The sequence below is a fragment of the Streptomyces noursei ATCC 11455 genome (assembly GCF_001704275.1).
Classification (GTDB): domain Bacteria; phylum Actinomycetota; class Actinomycetes; order Streptomycetales; family Streptomycetaceae; genus Streptomyces; species Streptomyces noursei.
Window position 1 is genome coordinate 561768 of sequence record NZ_CP011533.1, and the last position, 16301, is coordinate 578068.

The 16301-nt window shown below is 72.2% G+C and carries 14 protein-coding genes and 1 pseudogene; 10 read left to right on the forward strand and 5 right to left on the reverse strand.

What is annotated here, in order from left to right:
• Positions 1-39 precede the first annotated feature (39 nt).
• A complete protein-coding gene (locus SNOUR_RS02425; RefSeq protein WP_079142097.1) occupies positions 40-1551 on the forward strand; it encodes a serine hydrolase domain-containing protein in 1512 nt (503 codons plus the stop codon).
• A gap of 169 nt (positions 1552-1720) precedes the next feature.
• Here SNOUR_RS02425 and SNOUR_RS44450 read toward each other — a convergent pair.
• Positions 1721-1902, reverse strand: a pseudogene (locus tag SNOUR_RS44450) (transposase); the annotation flags it as partial.
• 330 nt (positions 1903-2232) lie between these two features.
• Here SNOUR_RS44450 and SNOUR_RS02430 point away from each other — a divergent pair.
• Positions 2233-4452, forward strand: a complete 2220-nt coding sequence (locus SNOUR_RS02430) for an FUSC family protein (RefSeq protein ID WP_067343421.1) — start codon at positions 2233-2235, stop codon at positions 4450-4452.
• A gap of 80 nt (positions 4453-4532) precedes the next feature.
• Here the strand turns inward: SNOUR_RS02430 and SNOUR_RS02435 are convergent, their stop codons facing one another.
• Both SNOUR_RS02435 and SNOUR_RS02440 read right to left on the reverse strand, forming a co-directional pair.
• Positions 4533-6059 carry an MFS transporter gene (locus SNOUR_RS02435; protein WP_079142099.1) on the reverse strand — a complete coding sequence of 509 codons (1527 nt, stop codon included), beginning with the start codon at positions 6057-6059 and terminating at the stop codon, positions 4533-4535.
• Between the two features lie 74 nt (positions 6060-6133).
• Positions 6134-7222, reverse strand: a complete 1089-nt coding sequence (locus SNOUR_RS02440) for an MFS transporter (RefSeq protein ID WP_067343423.1) — start codon at positions 7220-7222, stop codon at positions 6134-6136.
• 597 nt (positions 7223-7819) lie between these two features.
• On the opposite strand from SNOUR_RS02440, the gene SNOUR_RS02445 reads away from it, so the two are divergent.
• Positions 7820-8284, forward strand: a complete 465-nt coding sequence (locus tag SNOUR_RS02445; protein WP_067343425.1) for a hemerythrin domain-containing protein — start codon at positions 7820-7822, stop codon at positions 8282-8284.
• A gap of 58 nt (positions 8285-8342) precedes the next feature.
• Here the strand turns inward: SNOUR_RS02445 and SNOUR_RS02450 are convergent, their stop codons facing one another.
• Positions 8343-9401 (reverse strand): MMPL family transporter, encoded by a 1059-nt coding sequence (locus SNOUR_RS02450; protein ID WP_067343427.1) that lies wholly within the window; start codon positions 9399-9401, stop codon positions 8343-8345.
• 283 nt (positions 9402-9684) lie between these two features.
• On the opposite strand from SNOUR_RS02450, the gene SNOUR_RS02455 reads away from it, so the two are divergent.
• The 3 genes from SNOUR_RS02455 (at position 9685) to SNOUR_RS02465 (ending at position 12813) form a co-directional block, all read left to right on the forward strand.
• Positions 9685-10146, forward strand: a complete 462-nt coding sequence (locus tag SNOUR_RS02455; protein ID WP_067343429.1) for a universal stress protein — start codon at positions 9685-9687, stop codon at positions 10144-10146.
• 182 nt (positions 10147-10328) lie between these two features.
• The gene (locus SNOUR_RS02460; RefSeq protein WP_159425780.1) at positions 10329-11507 is read left to right on the forward strand and encodes a PP2C family protein-serine/threonine phosphatase; all 1179 of its coding nucleotides are present in this window, start codon (positions 10329-10331) and stop codon (positions 11505-11507) included.
• 85 nt (positions 11508-11592) lie between these two features.
• Positions 11593-12813 carry a sensor histidine kinase gene (locus SNOUR_RS02465; protein ID WP_174717832.1) on the forward strand — a complete coding sequence of 407 codons (1221 nt, stop codon included), beginning with the start codon at positions 11593-11595 and terminating at the stop codon, positions 12811-12813.
• A 19-nt stretch (positions 12814-12832) separates the two neighbouring features.
• Here the strand turns inward: SNOUR_RS02465 and SNOUR_RS02470 are convergent, their stop codons facing one another.
• Positions 12833-13321, reverse strand: a complete 489-nt coding sequence (locus SNOUR_RS02470) for a universal stress protein (protein WP_159425781.1) — start codon at positions 13319-13321, stop codon at positions 12833-12835.
• 193 nt (positions 13322-13514) lie between these two features.
• On the opposite strand from SNOUR_RS02470, the gene SNOUR_RS02475 reads away from it, so the two are divergent.
• The 4 genes from SNOUR_RS02475 (at position 13515) to SNOUR_RS02490 (ending at position 16248) form a co-directional block, all read left to right on the forward strand.
• Positions 13515-14165, forward strand: coding sequence for a response regulator transcription factor (locus SNOUR_RS02475; RefSeq protein WP_067343431.1), 651 nt, complete (start codon positions 13515-13517; stop codon positions 14163-14165).
• A gap of 81 nt (positions 14166-14246) precedes the next feature.
• Entirely contained in the window at positions 14247-14513 is a 267-nt protein-coding gene (locus SNOUR_RS02480; RefSeq protein WP_067343433.1) for an MFS transporter, read from the forward strand.
• Entirely contained in the window at positions 14513-15070 is a 558-nt protein-coding gene (locus SNOUR_RS02485) for an MFS transporter (protein ID WP_067343435.1), read from the forward strand. Before SNOUR_RS02480 ends, SNOUR_RS02485 begins: the two co-directional genes overlap by 1 nt.
• Positions 15071-15240: 170 nt before the next feature.
• Complete coding sequence (locus tag SNOUR_RS02490) at positions 15241-16248, forward strand: FUSC family protein (protein ID WP_159425782.1); 1008 nt, start codon at positions 15241-15243, stop codon at positions 16246-16248.
• Positions 16249-16301: the final 53 nt, after the last annotated feature.

Sequence of the window (16301 nt, forward strand, 5' to 3'; positions counted from 1 at the left end):
ACCCGCGCCCGATCCACGGTGACCATGAGGGAGAGAAGCATGTCGGAAAGCCTGCGCCGGGAAGTGTCGAACCTCGTCGACCAGGAGGTGGCCAAGATCCTGGAGCAGACCGACCGTGACGTGGCCCGTACGGTCAACCGCGCGCTGGGCGTGAGCGACGGCGCCCCCGCGTTCGACACCGCCCGCTGGCAGACCCGGCTCGGCGAACTCCTCGCCGCCCACCACATCCCCGGCGCCGCCCTCGCCGTGCTCGCCGACGGCGAGATCCACGAGGCGGCCGCCGGCATCCTGCACACCGGCACCGGCGTCGCGGTGACCCCGGACTCCGTGTTCCAGATCGGCTCCATCAGCAAGGGCTACACCGCCGCCATGGTGGTGCTGCTCGCCGACGCCGGGAAACTGGACCTCGACGCGCCGGTCGCGGACGTCCTGCCGGACTTCGCGGTCGCCGACGCCGGGGCCACCCGGACCATCACTCCGCGCCAGCTGCTCAACCACACCAGCGGCATCGAGGGTGACTACGTCAACGACACCGGCCGGGGCGACGACTGCCTGGCCCGCTACGTCGAGGGCGCACGGACCGTCGGCCTGACCAACCCGCCCGGCGCCACCATGTCGTACTCCAGCACCGCCTACAACGTCCTGGGCCGGATCGTCGAGGTGGTCACCGGCCAGACCTGGGACGAGGCACTCAAGGAGCTGCTCCTCGCCCCGCTCGGGCTGGGGCACACCATGACCCTCCCCGAGGAGGTGCTGCGCTTCCGCGCCGCCATGGGACACATGGGCGAGCCGGGCGAGACCCCCGCCCCCACCCCGCTCTGGAACATGATGCCGCGCTCGGCCGGCCCCTACGGCGGGATCAGCGCGACCGCCGCCGACGTGGCCCGGTTCGCGCGGGCCTTCGTGGACGGCGGAGCCGCGCCGGACGGCACCCGGGCACTGCCGGCCGCCGTGGTCGAGGCGATGCTGACCCGCGAGGTCGAGATGCCCGACCAGTGGTTCCTCGGCGCCCACTGGGGCCTGGGCTGGGGCCTGTTCGAATGGGACGGCGCGCGCGGCTTCGGCCACGACGGCAGCACCTTCGGCCAACTCGCCTACCTGCGTGCCATCCCGGAGAAGGGCCTCGCCATCGCCCTGTTGACCAACGGCGGCGGGGCCGCGCCCAAGGTCTTCGAGACGCTCTGCCGCGAGCTCTGCGCCGAACTCGCCGGGGTCACCATGCCCGCGTTCGCGCCGGCCTCCGAACCCGTGGCGGTGGAGACGGAGCCGTTCCTCGGCAGCTACCAGCGCGAGGGCTTCCTGATGACCATCGCCGCCGGCGACGGCGGCCCGGGCACACTGCGGCTGACGTACGAGGGTGCGGACGGCCTGGCAGGCACCTTCGACCCGCTGGTCTGGCACCTGACCCCGGTCTCGCACACGCCGGCGAAGACGGTGTTCGCCGGCCGCCGCAACGAGAAGGACGCGTGGATTCCCGTGGTGTTCTACGCGCTCGCCGACGGCAGCCGGTACGTCCACTTCGGCGTCCGCGCGACGGCCAAGTCCGCCTAGCCTCGGGCTTCATGACAGCTCGCCGGTTCTTCCGGCGGGCTGTTTCCGTCTGTGCTGTGAGTTTCGGACATGACCTCGGCCCGGCAGCCGCGTCGGGTGGGCGCCGGGTTCCACTGCTCCGGTGGGGTGGTACTACTCGGTACCCCCCATAGGGACGAGAAAGCGCTGGTCAGCCGGAGTTGGGAAGGGCTTCGAGCCGTGCCGGGGCATCGGTGACCTGGTTGGTCCAGGGCCAGTGCTTCGCGAGCCGGAGAATGCGGCGGCGGCCGGTGGTGACCAGCTGGGCAGCGACGGCGAACAACCGCAGCGCAGGCGTTTCGGCGCCCACACCCGGGCGGTGCCGGCCTGCGCAGGCCGGTGGCGTGGGCAGTGCGGCGTCTGCGCCACCTGGCGAACCTTCCGGCTGCACTGGCCATGCCACGGACTTCCACAGCACGGCCGCCGACAAAGCTCTCGACACAGGCTGATGGTCCTCCTGCTCTTCGCCGTCTGCGGAGCCACACGGAGGGCCGGTACGGACGGCGAAACGCCGTGTGCCGTGTGGAACACCGGTTGCAGCCGCCAGGCCGCCGCCTAGATTGAGTCCATGGGAACGAGCCCCCACCAGACCTCGTCGACCGCCGGCGACCCCGGGCGCGGCTGTGCGTCGCGCCGGGCGGTACGGCCCGGAAGGACCGGCTGGTGAACCCGGCGTGCTGGCGCGGCCCGCTCGGCTGGGTGCTGCGCCGTCCCGACGCGGCCGCGCAGCTGCGGCGGGCGCTCTGGGCCACGCTCGCCGGCCTCGGCGTCTTCTATCTACTGCGGTACGGATTCAACGAGCCGGCCATGGCGCTCTATGCCCTGTTCGGGGCCATTCCGATCACCCTCTTCTCCCGGCTGCCGGGTACCGCGCGCGAGCGCACCGCCCCTTTGCTCGCCGCCCTGCCGGTGGGGCTGTTGCTGGTCACCGCGGGGACCTTGCTGGCTGCGCACTCCTGGAGCGCGGCACTGGGGATGTTCGTCGTCACCTTCGTCACGTCCTATCTGGGCGTGGGCGGCCCGGCCGCCGGCGGACTGGCCACCTCGTTCCAGCTCTACTACCTGTTGCCCTGTTTCCCGCCCTACGCCCCGGAATCCCTCGGGCAGCGGCTCGGCGGACTGGCCGTCGGCATGCTCACCGCCGCGCTCGTCGACCGGCTGCTGTGGCAGGGTCCACTGCCGCCGCCGTACCGTGTGCTGCTCGCCGACGCGGTGGACGCCACCGCCGAGTACTGCACGGCACTGGCGCGCCGCATCGCGGAGCCGTCCGGCGACACCGCCGCTCCCCCGCACGACAGGGTGAGCCAGACCCTGTTCGCCACCCGACTGACGCAGGTCGCGCTGCCCGAACGCCCCACCGGAGCCTCACTGCGGCATCGCGGTCTGTACGACGTACGGGCCGTACTGCGTCACCTGGTCAACCAACTCGATCGGATCGCCCTCGACCGGCACGGTCCCGCTCCTCACGCCGCTCGCCTTCTCGACTCCACCGCCGGCAGCCTGCGCCGCGCTGCCGGCGTCCTCCGTGCCGCCGCTCCTGAAGATCTGGCCACCGATACGTTGGCCGAGTCGGTGCGTTCCTTCGGATGCGCCCGCCAGGCCACGGTCGGCACCGCGAGCCCCGGACAACTGCGCCTGGCCGCGGTCGTCCATGACACGGCCGCGGCCGGAGTACTGCTCACCGAGGCCGCCCGCATCGCCTTCGACGCACCGCCGCAGCACCTGTGGCACCGCCTGGGCACCCCCTTCCGGTACGCCACGGTCAGCGCCCCCGTTCGCTACTGGTACCGGCTGCGCCTGCATCTGACGCCGCGATCGGTGCTGTTCCAGAACGCGCTGCGGGCGGCCCTCGCCCTCGCCGGGGCCAGGCTCCTCGTCGGCAGCCTCAACCTGCCGCACGGCTTCTGGGTCCTGCTGGCAACGCTGAGCCTGCTGCGCACCTCCGCCTCGGACACCCGGGGAGCTCTGGGACCGGCGTTCCTCGGCACCGGGTTGGGTGCCGTGGTGGCGGCCTTGTTGGTCGTCGTCGCCGGTAACACTCCGGCCGTCTACATGGTCGCGGCTCCCGTGGTGGTGTTCCTCGGCTTCGGGGTGGGGCCGCTGTTGGGGCCGGTCTGGGTCCAGGCGGCGCTCACGCTCACGTTGGTGACCGTCTTCGCGCAGGTCGAACCACCCAGTCTGGGCATTCCCACGTGGCGTTTCCTGGACGTGCTGATCGGCGGTCTCATCGGTGCCACCGCCGCCCTGCTCGCCTGGCCCCGGGGTGCGCAGAACGAACTCCGCCGCTCCGTGGTCCGCTTCATGGCGGCATCCGCCCAGGCATGCCAGGACCTCACGGAACGGCTGTGCCGGCCGCCCGGGGGCCAGGATCTGGCCGGCGAGGACGGCGAGGTGCTGCGCGACGCCGACCGCACCCTCCGACTCGTCCAAGCCGCCTACACCCAGTACCGCACCGAAGGGGCCTCCCGGAAGGGCCCCGAACTGCCCTGGGAACTCGCCATGGCCGCCGGCTACAGCACCGTGGGCGGCGGCGCCCTGCTGCTCGCCGAACACGCCACCGACACCACCCCGCTGCCGCCGGCCGTCGCCGACCAACTCGTCGACCTCGCCGCCCGCGTGGCCGACGACTGCCGTCGTGCGGCCGAACTGGTCCGGCGTTCGGGCCACGTCGAGCCCCACGAACGCGGCGGATACCTGGCCGACGAGTCCGGCCCGCTGATCGCCTCGACGGCGCACGGCGCCGGCACCGGGCCCGCGGCCGTCTTCCTCGTCGCCGACCTGGAGACATGGCTCACCGGCATCGCGTACGACGCCACCCGCGTCGATCGGGTGCTGGACGACCTGCGCGCCGGCCGGACGGCGGACCTCGGCTATCGCCACTGACATGCGCGTGCCGGACGCTGGCGGGGCGGCGCCCTTCATACGCCGGGTCGCCGGTCGCCCATCGTGTGCCTGGTCGCCCTTCATACGTCGAGAGTGTCGAGAGTGGTGGGGTGATCGGGAGCGTTCCGGCGGGAGTCCGGTGGAGTGGTGGGACGGTGCGGCCCTCGCCGGCCCGCGCCCGTGTGCCGGCAGGCTTCCGACGGTTTCGCCGCGTCCGTTGCCGGTACGCAAAGCCAGGCGAGGACGACGGCGGTGAAGTAGGCGAGGGCACCGATGCCCATGCTCAGGCGCAGCCCTGTCCCGTAGTCGGCGGCCGTGGCGAGGAACGTGCCACCGAGGGCGACTCCGGCGGCACTGCCGATCTGGCGCGTGGTGTTGAACAGGGCGGAGGCGGTGCCCGCGTAACCGGTGGGGGCGGCGGTCATGACCGCCGAGGTGGAACCTGTCAGGGCGAAGGAGGTTCCGAATCCCGCGGCCATCATCGGGGCCACCAGCAAGGGATACGAGGGGTCGGGGCCGGCTGCCGCCCAGCCCGCCAGGCCCGCGGCTGCCACCAGCATGCCCGCGACCACCAGGGGCCGGTGGCCGGTGCGGCGGGCCAGTCGGCCGGACAGGGCGGAGGCGAACGTGGTCATCACCACGGCCGGCAACAGGGCCACTCCGGTCTCCAGAGCGCTGTAACCGCGCTGTCTTTGGAAGTCGAGACTGGCGGTGAACACCATGCCGTAGAAGGCGAAGTTGAACAGCAGGCCGATGGCGGCTCCCCCGCCCATCGCGCGCGAGCGCAGCAGGCGCACCGGAAGCACAGGCATCCGGGCCAGCTGCTCGCGCAGCACGAAGGCGGCTGCGCACACCGCCGAGAGTCCCGCCATGGCCAGGACCGCCGGGTCGTACCAGCCGCGCCGGCCGGCCTCGTTGAGGGCGGCGGTCAACAGGGCGACCATCACCGCAACGGCGCACTGGGCCGGCCAGTCCAGGGACCGGGCGCCGTGCCGGCGCGAGGGCGCGACGCACCGCAGGGTCAGCGCCAGGCAGGCGACGCCGACCGGCAGGTTGATGAGGAACACCCAGCGCCAGCCCAGCGTGGTGACCAAGAGCCCACCGAGCAACGGACCGGCGGATGCGGCGATGCCGGCCATGGATCCCCACAGTCCGAAGGCCCGCGAGCGGGCGTCGGGCGCGGAGTATGCCTGTTGGAGCAGGGCGAGGGAACCGGGCACGATCAGCGCCGCGCCGGACCCCTCCACCAGCCGGGCCACGACCAGGGAGGCCGGGTTCTGGGCCAGTGCGCAGGCGAGTGAGGCGAGGGTGAAGACCGCCACGCCACAGCAGAAGACCCGCCGGCTGCCCAACCGGTCCCCCAGGGCGCCACCGGTCAGCAGCAGCCCGGCGAAGACCAGCGTGTACCCGTCGGTGATCCACTGGATCCCGGTGAGAGAAGTGCCCAACTCCCGGCCCACCACCGGCACGGCCACATTGATGATCGTGACGTCCAGGATCACCATGAAGTACCCGGCGCACACCGCGAGCAACGGGCCACGGGACCGCCACCGGTCTCCCGGGGCTCCGGGGGTCGAGTTGCCGTCGACGCGTTTCGTATCCGCCATGGTCCTGATCCTCCGGACAGCGAAGTCCTGGCAGTGCCCACCGTATGGGACGGGTGACGGGAGATGCGGGCCAGTCATGTCCTGGTGTGCCCCGGCGCGGGGGCGCCGTCCAGCGCGACGGCTGAGCGGTGGGCGGTGGCCCGGGCCCACGTGCCGGTGACGCACAGCCCCAGCAGGGCCACCGCGGCACCGCAGCCGGTGACGATCCACCAGACCGGCTGTTCGGCCTGCCCGAAGGCCGCGGTGAACGCCAACCTGCCACCCGGGCCCGGGTGCAGATCGTGGGTCAGCCCCAAGGACAGCACCGCCCCGAAGGTCGCCACTCCCAGGACCACGCCGATGCGGCAGGCGGCCATGGTGACGGCGGAGGCCGTGCCCGCACGCGTCCGGGGCATGCCGGCAACCGCCAGCGCCGTCGCCGGGACGTCCATCAGGCCGATCCCGGCGCCGAACAGGGCGTAGGCGAGGCACAGCGACACGGCCCGGTCCTGCCCGTGGCAGACGGCCATCAGCAGGCCGCCGGACGCCATCGCGACACCCGCGAGCACCAGCGGCATACGCGGGCCCTGACTGCCCGACAGACGGCCGGCCACCGGAGCGCAGGCCACGGTCATCAGAGGCATTGGCAGCATCCACAACCCGGCGGCGAACGCGCTCATGCCCCGCACGTCCTGGAGGTACAGGGTGCTGACGAACAGGTACCCGCCGAGCGCGGCGAACGAGGCCACGGAGATGACCACCGATCCGGTGAACGGCACGCTGCGGAAGAAGTGCAGGTCGACAAGGGGTTGCGGACAGTTGCGCTCCCATACCGCGAAGACGGCGAGGGCGACCACCGCGGCGGCCAGGCAGGTCAGGATCGGCGGCGCGCTCCAACCGCGGCGCGGGGCCCCGATGATCGCGTACGTCAGTGAGCCGAGCAGGACCACGACCAGCAGTTGGCCCAGGACATCGGTGCGCCGGACCTCCGACGAACGCGACTCCGGTACGAACGGACGGGTCAGCACCAGGGTGCCGACCATGAGGACCGCCAGACAGCACACCAGCGCCAACAGGCGCCCGCGGAGGGTGCGCAGGTCCGTCGATCCGGTCCCGTTGCGGGGCCGCACGGCGCGGCGGCCGAGACCGGTGCGGGCAGACGTGTGGCCGGACAGCAGCATCATCGTTCTCTCTCACCTCGGAAACCCGCGCAGACCTCGCGCTCGGGCGTGGAAGAGCCGGCAGCCCCCTCCCGCTGCCGCGCCGTGGTGAGGGACGCGGCGCCCGTGGGTGCGTCGGGCGGCGGGCTGCGTCGGGGACCCGGCACACCGGCGGCAGCGCGACGCGCCGATGTCTGCCGGGCCTGGTCCGTTTCGACTGTAGGAACGGAGGGGGCCGAGCGGTTCGGGCGACCGGAGGAGGCGGCGGGTGACAAGTCGGCGACGATCGGCCATGAAGAATTCCGCCCCACAAACGGACCGGACCCGATCCGGTTCGGGTCGGTGGAGTACCGCTCCCCCACTCCACCCTCCGTTCGGCCGATTCTCTCGGCCATGCGGCCCCGATAACGTCGAAATAAGGAATTTAAGCCGCGCAATGGAAACCCCCGCACGCATTCCCCGCCAGCTTTCCGCACGATAAGGGAGGACGGAAAGCGGAATGCAGAAGAAGTAAAGCGGAGGACGTAAAGCGCGAAGCTCAAGATATAGGGCGCAAACCGGGGACGAAATACATCGCATTACCCATCCCGTCGCCCCCCTCATGGCCCGAGAGGAATTCCCATGACGCACACCATGCACCCGTCCGACCTGACCGGGGAGCTGAAGCACGACCACCGCGCGATCCAGACCGTGTTCGATCGGATCGACTGCGCCGCCGAAGCGGATCGCGAGCGGCTCGTGTGCCACGCCGCCGCGGAGTTCGAGCGGCATGCCGTGGCCGAGCGTCGCTTCCTGCTGCCGGTGGTGCGGTGCGAGATGCGCGGTGGCGACGTCCTGGCCGGTCGGGTGGAGGACGAGTATGCGGAAGTGATGCGGGCGCTGTACCCGGCGGTGTCGGCCTCGGTCCGTGACGCCGGCTTCGACGAGCGGGTCCAGGCCCTGGCGTCGGCGTTCAAGCGGCATGTCTGGTACTGCGAGAGCTGGCTGTTCCCCGAGGTGTGCCGGGTCTGTTCCGCGGGCGAACTGGCCCGGCTCGGCGAGGACTTCCGCCGGCACGCCCACCGGCACCAGGCCGACATCGCCTGATCCGGCGGAACCGGATCGACGGGCGGACGTGGTGCCGGTGAGAGGCTCGGGCCCTCGGTCAGCGCACGGCGCTGTGGGTGCGCCTCGGGGGCTTTGCCTGCGACGACGAGAGTCGCTGGGCGAGCTTTTCACCCTCGACGTCGAGGTCGGGCAGGATCCGGTCCAGCCAGGCGGGTAGCCACCACGCCTTGTCCTTGGCGAGCGCCATGGCCGCCGGGATGAACGTCATCCGGATGACGAACGCGTCGATCAGGATCCCCACGGCGAGGGCGAAGCCCAGCTGCTTGATCATGGACTGACCGTTGAAGACGAATCCGGAGAACACCGCCACCATGATGGTGGCCGCGGCGACGACCACCGCACCCGCCTGGGCGAACCCGCGGACTGTGGCCTGCACCGGGTCCGCGCCGTGCACGCGCGCCTCGCACATCGAGGTGACCAGGAACATCTGGTAGTCCATGGCCAGTCCGTACAACACCCCCGTGACGATGACCGGCAGCAGGCTGACCACGGGGGTGGTCGCGTCGAGCCCCAACAGCGGCTGGAGCCAGCCCCATTGGAAGACCGCGGTGGTGGCGCCGAAGGTGGCCGCCACGCTGAGCAGGAATCCCACGGTGGCCAGCACCGGGACGAGTATGGAGCGGAACACCAGCAGGAGCACGACGAGCGACGGCCCCAGGACGGTGAGCAGGTAGAGGGGCAGTACGTCGGCCAGGCGGTCCGAGACGTCGATGGCCAGTGCCGTGAAGCCGGTGATGCCCAGGGTGACGCCGTGTGCCGCGCTCATGTCCCGGCTCTTCGCCCGCACAGCGGTGGCGAGTTGCTTGGTGCCCTCGTCGTGGGGGCCGTCCCGCGGAACGAGCCCGAACACTGCCGTGCTGCCGGTGGAGTTCAGCGCGCCGAGGCTCACCGAGTCGGTGCCCTTGGTGGCCTTGAGGTCGCGGGCGACGGCTGCCAGGGTCTGCGGGGCGAGCGGGTGTCCCGGGTCCATGGAGCGCGCCACGACCATCAACGGTCCGTCGTAGCCGGGGCCGAATGCCCTGTTGACCTCCTGGTAGTTCTGACGCTGTGCGGTGTCGGGGTGATAGCTGGCCCCGGAGGGCAAGCCGAGTTCCATGCAGGAAGGCCGTGAGGGTCAGCTGGACGCCGGAGGCGTCGGTCTGCAGCTCGCCCGTCATGCCTGGCAGGGCCGGCAGGTACATATCGGTGGCCAGTGACGTCCACCCCGCCCGGCGAGTGACGGACCCTCCAAACCAAGGGTGAGCGGGCAACCACCGGCCTCGCCCGCGCCGGTCGAGGCACCTGTCCTCCGCCGTTTCAGCCGTTCGACCGATGCCGCCGCCCCGCACCGCCTCCTAGCTTCGGAACTCCCCGGACGACGAAGAAGGAGGCGTGTCGAGATGTCGACGATGGTCAAGCGGGTGGTGGTGGGAGTGGACGGCTCGCGCGGCAGCGTCGCAGCGCTCCGACGCGGCGCCCAGGAGGCCGCCCGCCATCAGGCGCTGCTGTGCCCGGTGCACGCCTGGGCACCCCCGGGCGGCGAGGCGGCGGACGCCGTCCAACCCGCGCCGGCGGACGTGCGCGCGCACTGGGAGCGCGACGCCGATGCCACGCTGGTGCGGGCCTGCCAGGAGGCGTTCGGAACCGTCGGCAACGGTGCGCGGATGCTGCTCCGGACGGTCCGCGCACCGGCCGGGATGGCCCTGGTGGCCTGCGCCGCCGGGGACACCGACGTGCTGGTGGTGGGCGACGGCGGGCACGGCCCGCTGCACCGGCTGCTGCACGGTTCGGTCAGCCGCTACTGCCTGCGGCACGCCCACTGCCCGGTGCTCCTGGTGCACTCCACCGACGACGCCCCGTGAGCGTTCGCCGCACACCGGGCCCCGGTCGCCGATACGACCGACAACCGGGCCCGCGAGTCCACCGATCGGCCGGCGCCGCCGGCCCACCGGTGGTCCGGACGGCCGATCCCCCACAGGCCAGCGCGCTCCTAGCGTGAGGGGGAGACAAGCGACCGACTCCCCCCGAGGGTGCGATGTACACGATGAACCGGCAGCCCCGGTACCTCAGCGATGACCTGTCCACCGGCGACCCGAGAGACGTGCTGTGCACCGGCGACGCGCCTGCGCGCCACGCCCCCGCGGGCGGCGTGGTGCTGTCGCGCCGGGCGTGGGCGCCCTTTCTGCCCTGGGCGCTGCTGGTGGTACTGGTGGCCGTCGACGCGGCGCTGCCGGTCTGGGTGGTCATCGCGCCGGCACTGGCGGCGGTGCCTGCGCTGGCCGCGGCGGTGGGACGCCGGGTCTGGTACCCGGTACAGCTCGGCGTGGTCACCGCGGCCGCCAGCTTCATCGACGCCTTCCGCAACAACGACATCCTCCTCGCCAGTCATCTCGCCACGCTGGACGCCGTCTCCCTGACCACGGTCATCGGCTGCGCCACGGTGTGGGCGCGATCCCGCCAGGACCGCGAGCTGGCCCAGGTCCGCGTCACCGCCGAGGTGGCCCAGCAGGTCCTGCTGCGCCCGCTGCCGGCACGTCTGGGACCGGCGCGGATCGCGGTGGACTACTCCGCCGCGGCGGCCTGTGCCCGGATCGGCGGGGACCTGTACGACGTGGTGCTGACCCGGTGGGGTGTGCGGGCGCTGATCGGCGATGTGTGCGGCAAGGGCCTGCCGGCGGTGGCCGCCGCCTCCGTGGTGCTGGGCGCCTTCCGCGAGGCGGCCCATGACGAACGCTGCCCGGCGGAGGTCGTCCGCCGCATCGCCGTCTCCCTCGGACGCGGCCTGCCGCCCCGCACGGAGGAGTTCGTGACCCTGGCCGTGCTGTGTCTGCCGACACCGCAGTGCGGCAGCGCGTCCGCCGCGCTCCAGGTGGTCAACTGCGGGCATCCGGCCCCCCTGCTGCTCCGACCGGGTCGGGCGCCGGTGCCGCTGGATCCCCCGGACCCGGTGCCGCCGCTGGGCGTGCTGCCGCCGGAGGACGTCCACCCGCCGGTGCTGCACCACCCGGTACGGCAGGGCGACGCGGTGCTCCTCTACACCGACGGCATCACCGAAGCCCGTGACGGCGCGGGACGGTTCTATCCGCTGCCGGAGCGCCTGGCCACGTTGCAGGCCGGAGACCCCGAGCACGTACTGTCCCGGCTCCACGCGGATGTCCGCGCGCACACGGGCGGTTCGCTCGACGACGATGCCGCGGCGCTGTTGCTGCGCTACGAGCCCTGAAAGCCGTGCGGCGGCACGGGCCCGCGGTGAAACCGACGGCCCGTCATCACCGGCCCGGTGGCGAAACGTTCGGTAATGTCGCACCATGCACCGTCGCAGAAGCGACCGCCCCCACGGACGCCTCGTTCCGCTGCCGCCGTGGTCCCGGGGAACAGCAGGTGACACGGCGGCGGAGACCTCCCGGCACGTGGCGTGGGTCCGCCTGTTGATGCTGGTGCCGCTGGTCCCGGCCGGGCTGCAGGCCGGCCGTTCCGTCGCGGCGCTCCCCTTCGGCCTGCTGGCGGCCGGCTATGCGCTGTGGGCGGGAGGCCGCCTGCTGTGGGTGTACCGGTGGCCGGTGACCGATGCGCGCGGCGCGGCGGCCGCACTGGTCGTCGACCTCACGCTGATCACTGCCCTGGCTGCCGTGTCGGGTGGGCGGAACTCAGCCGTGCGCTATGCCTACTTCATGTGGCCGATGGCCACCGTCCTGTGGCAGCTGCCCGTGGTGACCGCGGTCTTCGGCATCATCTGCGTGGCCGGTTACACCGTGATGTCCGTTCCGGGCCTGCCGACGCATCGCGCCGACTGGACCTGGTCGGTGATGTCGGACCAGACGTACCTGCTGTGGACCGTGCTGGCCTCCGTCGTCATCGCCAAGCTGTTGAGCCGCCGCACACGACGGATCGATGACCTGCTCAGATCCCGTGAACTGCTCCTGGAGGACGCCCTCCAGGCGGAGAGCCGCGAGCGCGGCGACCTCGCGGACGCGCTGCACGACGGGCCGGTACAGACCCTGACGGTCGCGGTGCAGGACCTGGACGAGGTGCCCGAACCGGCCGGTGGCAACCCGCTCACCCGGATCCGCTCGGAGCTGCGCACGACCATCAGGGAGATCCGCGGCATCATCGTCGATCTCCACCCGGAGGCGCTGTCCACGAAGGGCCTGGGGCCGGCCCTGAAAGCCATGGGCCAACGATGCGCCCAGCGCGGCGGGTTCAGCGTGGAGTACGACATCCAGTCACCCGCGCACCTCGCCCACCAGGAACTCCTCTACTCCGTGGCACGTGAGCTGCTGACCAACGTCGTCAAACACGCACGGGCCACCGAGGTCTCCGTGTACCTGCGCACGGAGTGCGGCGAAACGGTGCTCGCCGTGCACGACAACGGCCGGGGATTCACCCCGGCCGTTGCCCAACAGCGGCTGCACGAGGGCCATATCGGCCTGGCGAGCCACTGCGCACGGGTGGAGAGTGCGGGCGGACAGTGGCAGGTGGACAGTGCGCCGGGCGGCCCGACCACGGTCGAGGTGCGGCTTCCCTCCTGAGCGACCTTCCCGGCCCTCCTCAGGCGGCGTCGAACGCCTCGTCCGCGGAGTCCTCGTCGGGCACGACCAGCACCGGGCCCTCCGCGTGCCGCACGCAGTACCGCCCCACCGAGCCACTGACCAAGCGGCTGAGCACGCCCCGTGAGCCGCCGCCGATGACCAGCAGGTCGCCGTCGCGGTCGGCGGCCCGCACCAGCAGCGGACCGACCGGGCCGCGGGCCACCACGGGGGCGCAGCACGGACCGTCCTTCTGCTCGTCGAGGACGCTGTGGCAGATGCCGGCCAGGCGGCGCCGGGCGTCGCTGGCGAGTTCGTGTTCCGTCTCCGCGTCCGGCGGCCAGAGCATGTCGATGTAGTCGCCCTGGGGGGAGGAGTAGATCATCACCGGGCACAGTTGTGCGTGGTGGCGACGTGCCTCGTCGGCGGCCCGTCGCAGGGCGCGGGAGCTGCCGACCGAGCCGTTGACGCCGACCACCACGCGGCGCACCGCATTCGTCGTGTTCATCATGGGAAACCTCTTCTCATCCCTTTCTCCTCGAATTTCACGATAGGGGCGGTCTACCCCAGGGCGGATCGGCCGAACGGACCATCGGACGGGTGGCGCCCCCTCCCCCGTCCAGCTTTTGTGATCTCCATGGCCGACGGTTACGTTGTGCTTCAGGTGCTTGTTTCCCGTTTCCGCACCTGACGGGAGTGGCGGCATGGAGACCGATTCCGGTAGGCCGGTGACCGTGGTGATCGCCGATGACCATCCCGTCTACCGCCAGGGACTCAGCCGGGGATTCCAGCTCAGCGGGCAGATCGACGTGGTGGCGGAGTGCGAGGACGGCGAGTCGGCGCTCCAGGCGGTTCGCGAATTCGGCCCGCAGGTCGCCGTACTCGACTATCGGCTGCCGTCGATGGACGGCATCGCCGTCATCCACGCCATGACCCGCGACGGATTGCCGACCCGGGCGCTCCTGCTGACCGCCACCACGGACAGCGCGGTCGTGTACCAGGCCGTGGAGGAGGGTGCCTACGGCTATCTCGGCAAGGACGCTCCGCGTACCCGGATCGTGGACGCGGTGCTGAAGGTCGCCCGGGGTGGCCATGTGATCTCGGAGGACGCGTCCGGCGGGCTGGCCGAGGAGATCAGGATGCGGGCCGATCGCGACACGCCCGTGCTCTCCGAGCGCGAGCGGCAGGTGCTGCGCGGCTTCGCCGAGGGCAAGAGCATCCCGCAGGTGGCGGCGGAGCTGTATCTGGGCGCGAGCACGGTCAAGACCCACACCCAGCGGCTGTACGAGAAGCTGGGGGTCTCGGACCGGGCCGCCGCCGTCGCCGAGGCGATGAGACGGCGCCTGCTGGAGTGACGGCCCGCTCGGCGCCGGTGGCCACCCGCACCGTTCCGGCGTGGAGATGAGCACACGGGCAGGTGCCGCTACGGTGAAATCATGGCCCCGGCCCAGCAGGCGGCACCGCGGGCGCGGCAGCCCGGTCAACCGGACCGGATGCCGTTCGTGCTGGTGACGGCGGGATTCTGGTCGGCCTTCGACCGGTTCGCCATGACGACGGTGCTGGTGGCCATCGCCGACGGCTTTCACACCAAGCTGTCCGCGGCGGTCGCGGTGGCCAGCGCCTATTTCCTGGCCTACGGCTGTCTGCAACCTGTCTGGGGCGTGCTCTCGGACCGGTTCGGCCGATCCTGTGCGGGTTCCTGATGGGTGCCGTGGTGCTGGGCTGTGTGACGTTCCTGCCCGCCCTGCTGCAACACCACGGCGCCTCGGCCTCGGTTGCCGGCCTGATCTCGGCGGTCTTCGGGATCGCCGGGCTGGGGTGGTCCCTGGTGTACAGCATGCTGACCCCGTACGTGCCCCGGTGGGGACTGACCGGCATCGGGGGTGTCCTGGCGACCGCCGCTCTGCTGGTCGCCGCGACCGGGGGCCGGCTGTCCACCGTGGTGGTGGCCGCCGCCCTGCTCGGTGGTGGGTGGATGTTCACCAACTCCTCGCTCGCCTCCCGGGCGGCCACCGTGCTACCGCAGGTGCGCGGCACGATGGTGTCACTGTACGTAACGGGCATGTTCGTCGGCGGCGGGGTCGCCCCGGCCCTGGCGACGGGCCCGGCCGACCGCGGCGAGTACTCCGTCCTCTTCCTGACCGGAGCCTGCGTCGCGGTGCTGGTCACCCTCCTGGCCAGCCTGAGCGACCTGCGGCTCAGCGCCCGCTCCGAGGCCGGACGGGCCCGGCAACACCATCCGGTGTCCGAACGGCGGTGAACCACGGCCCACCCGATGCCGCCCCCGCCGACTCGGGCACGCCGCCCCTTCCGGGCGCGCCCGGCCCCCGACGACACCTCGTCGACAGCGCCCGAACCGCCGACGCCCCTACTCCGCCGGAGGAAGCGCGCCCTCACGTGATGCCGCAACTGAGCCCGTACCGTGGTGCCGTGGTGATCCGCTCGAAGGTTCGCGTGGTGTCGGACACGGTCACCGCCCTGCTGCGGCCCGAGGGACAACCCCGGTACGCCGACGGCGTCGCGGCCGGGGTGGCGTTGGCCGCGCCACTGGTGGTGGGCGCCTGGGCCGGGCATCCGGCCACCGGAGCGTCGGTCGCCATGCCCGCGGTGCTGGTGGCGATGCCCTTCCCGAGCGGTGCGGGCCGAGCCGAACGGGCCCGCTGCCTGGCGGTCCGCACGCTGGGTGTGACCGCGGCCGGAGTCTTCGTCGCCCTGGCGGGCAGCGGGGTGGCGGCCCTGGCGCCGGGGGTGGCGGTGGCGGCGTTCATCGGCGCACTGCTGCACCGGATGGGGACCACCGCCGCCCTCGCCGTGCTGCTGGTGGGCATCACCGGCGACGGTGCGCATCCCCTGGTGCTGCCTGGCCTTGCCCAACTGGTGGGCTGTCTGTGGACGGCCGCCCTGCTGCTGCCGCTGCGGCCCGCCACGACTCCGGGCGACACACCGGGCCGGGCGCGTACGGCCGGCTCCTCGACCGCCCCCGTGCGCCATGCCGGCCGACTGGCGCTGCTCAGCGGGGCCGCCACGGTGGCCACCGGTTGGCAGGGCTCCCTGTGGGGCGAGGGCCACTGGCTGGTCACGTCCCTGCTGTTGACGCTCCAACCCACCCCCGAGGGCACGCGCACCAAGTCCGCGAAGCGGGTGCTGGGCAACAGCGTGGGCGGGGTGGTCGCCGCCGGGCTGCTGCTGGCCCGCCCGGGCGCGTACGCGGTAGCGACCGTGGTGGGCGTCTCCGGCGCCGCTTCCTACGCCTTCCGCCCTGCCAACTACGCCTACTGGGCCCTGGCCTCGCCCGTGCTGCTCCTGCTGCTGAGCGACTTCGACGAGTCGGTGCCCTGGTACGCGGCCGTGGTCCGGGTGGCGCTCAACCTCCTCGGCGGGCTGATCACCGTGCTGGCGCACCGCTGGCTGTGGCCCGCCAACGACCGAGAGGGATGACGACGGCCCGAAGCCGGCGTCTCGCGGCCGAGTTGTTCGGGTCCTCGACGGCA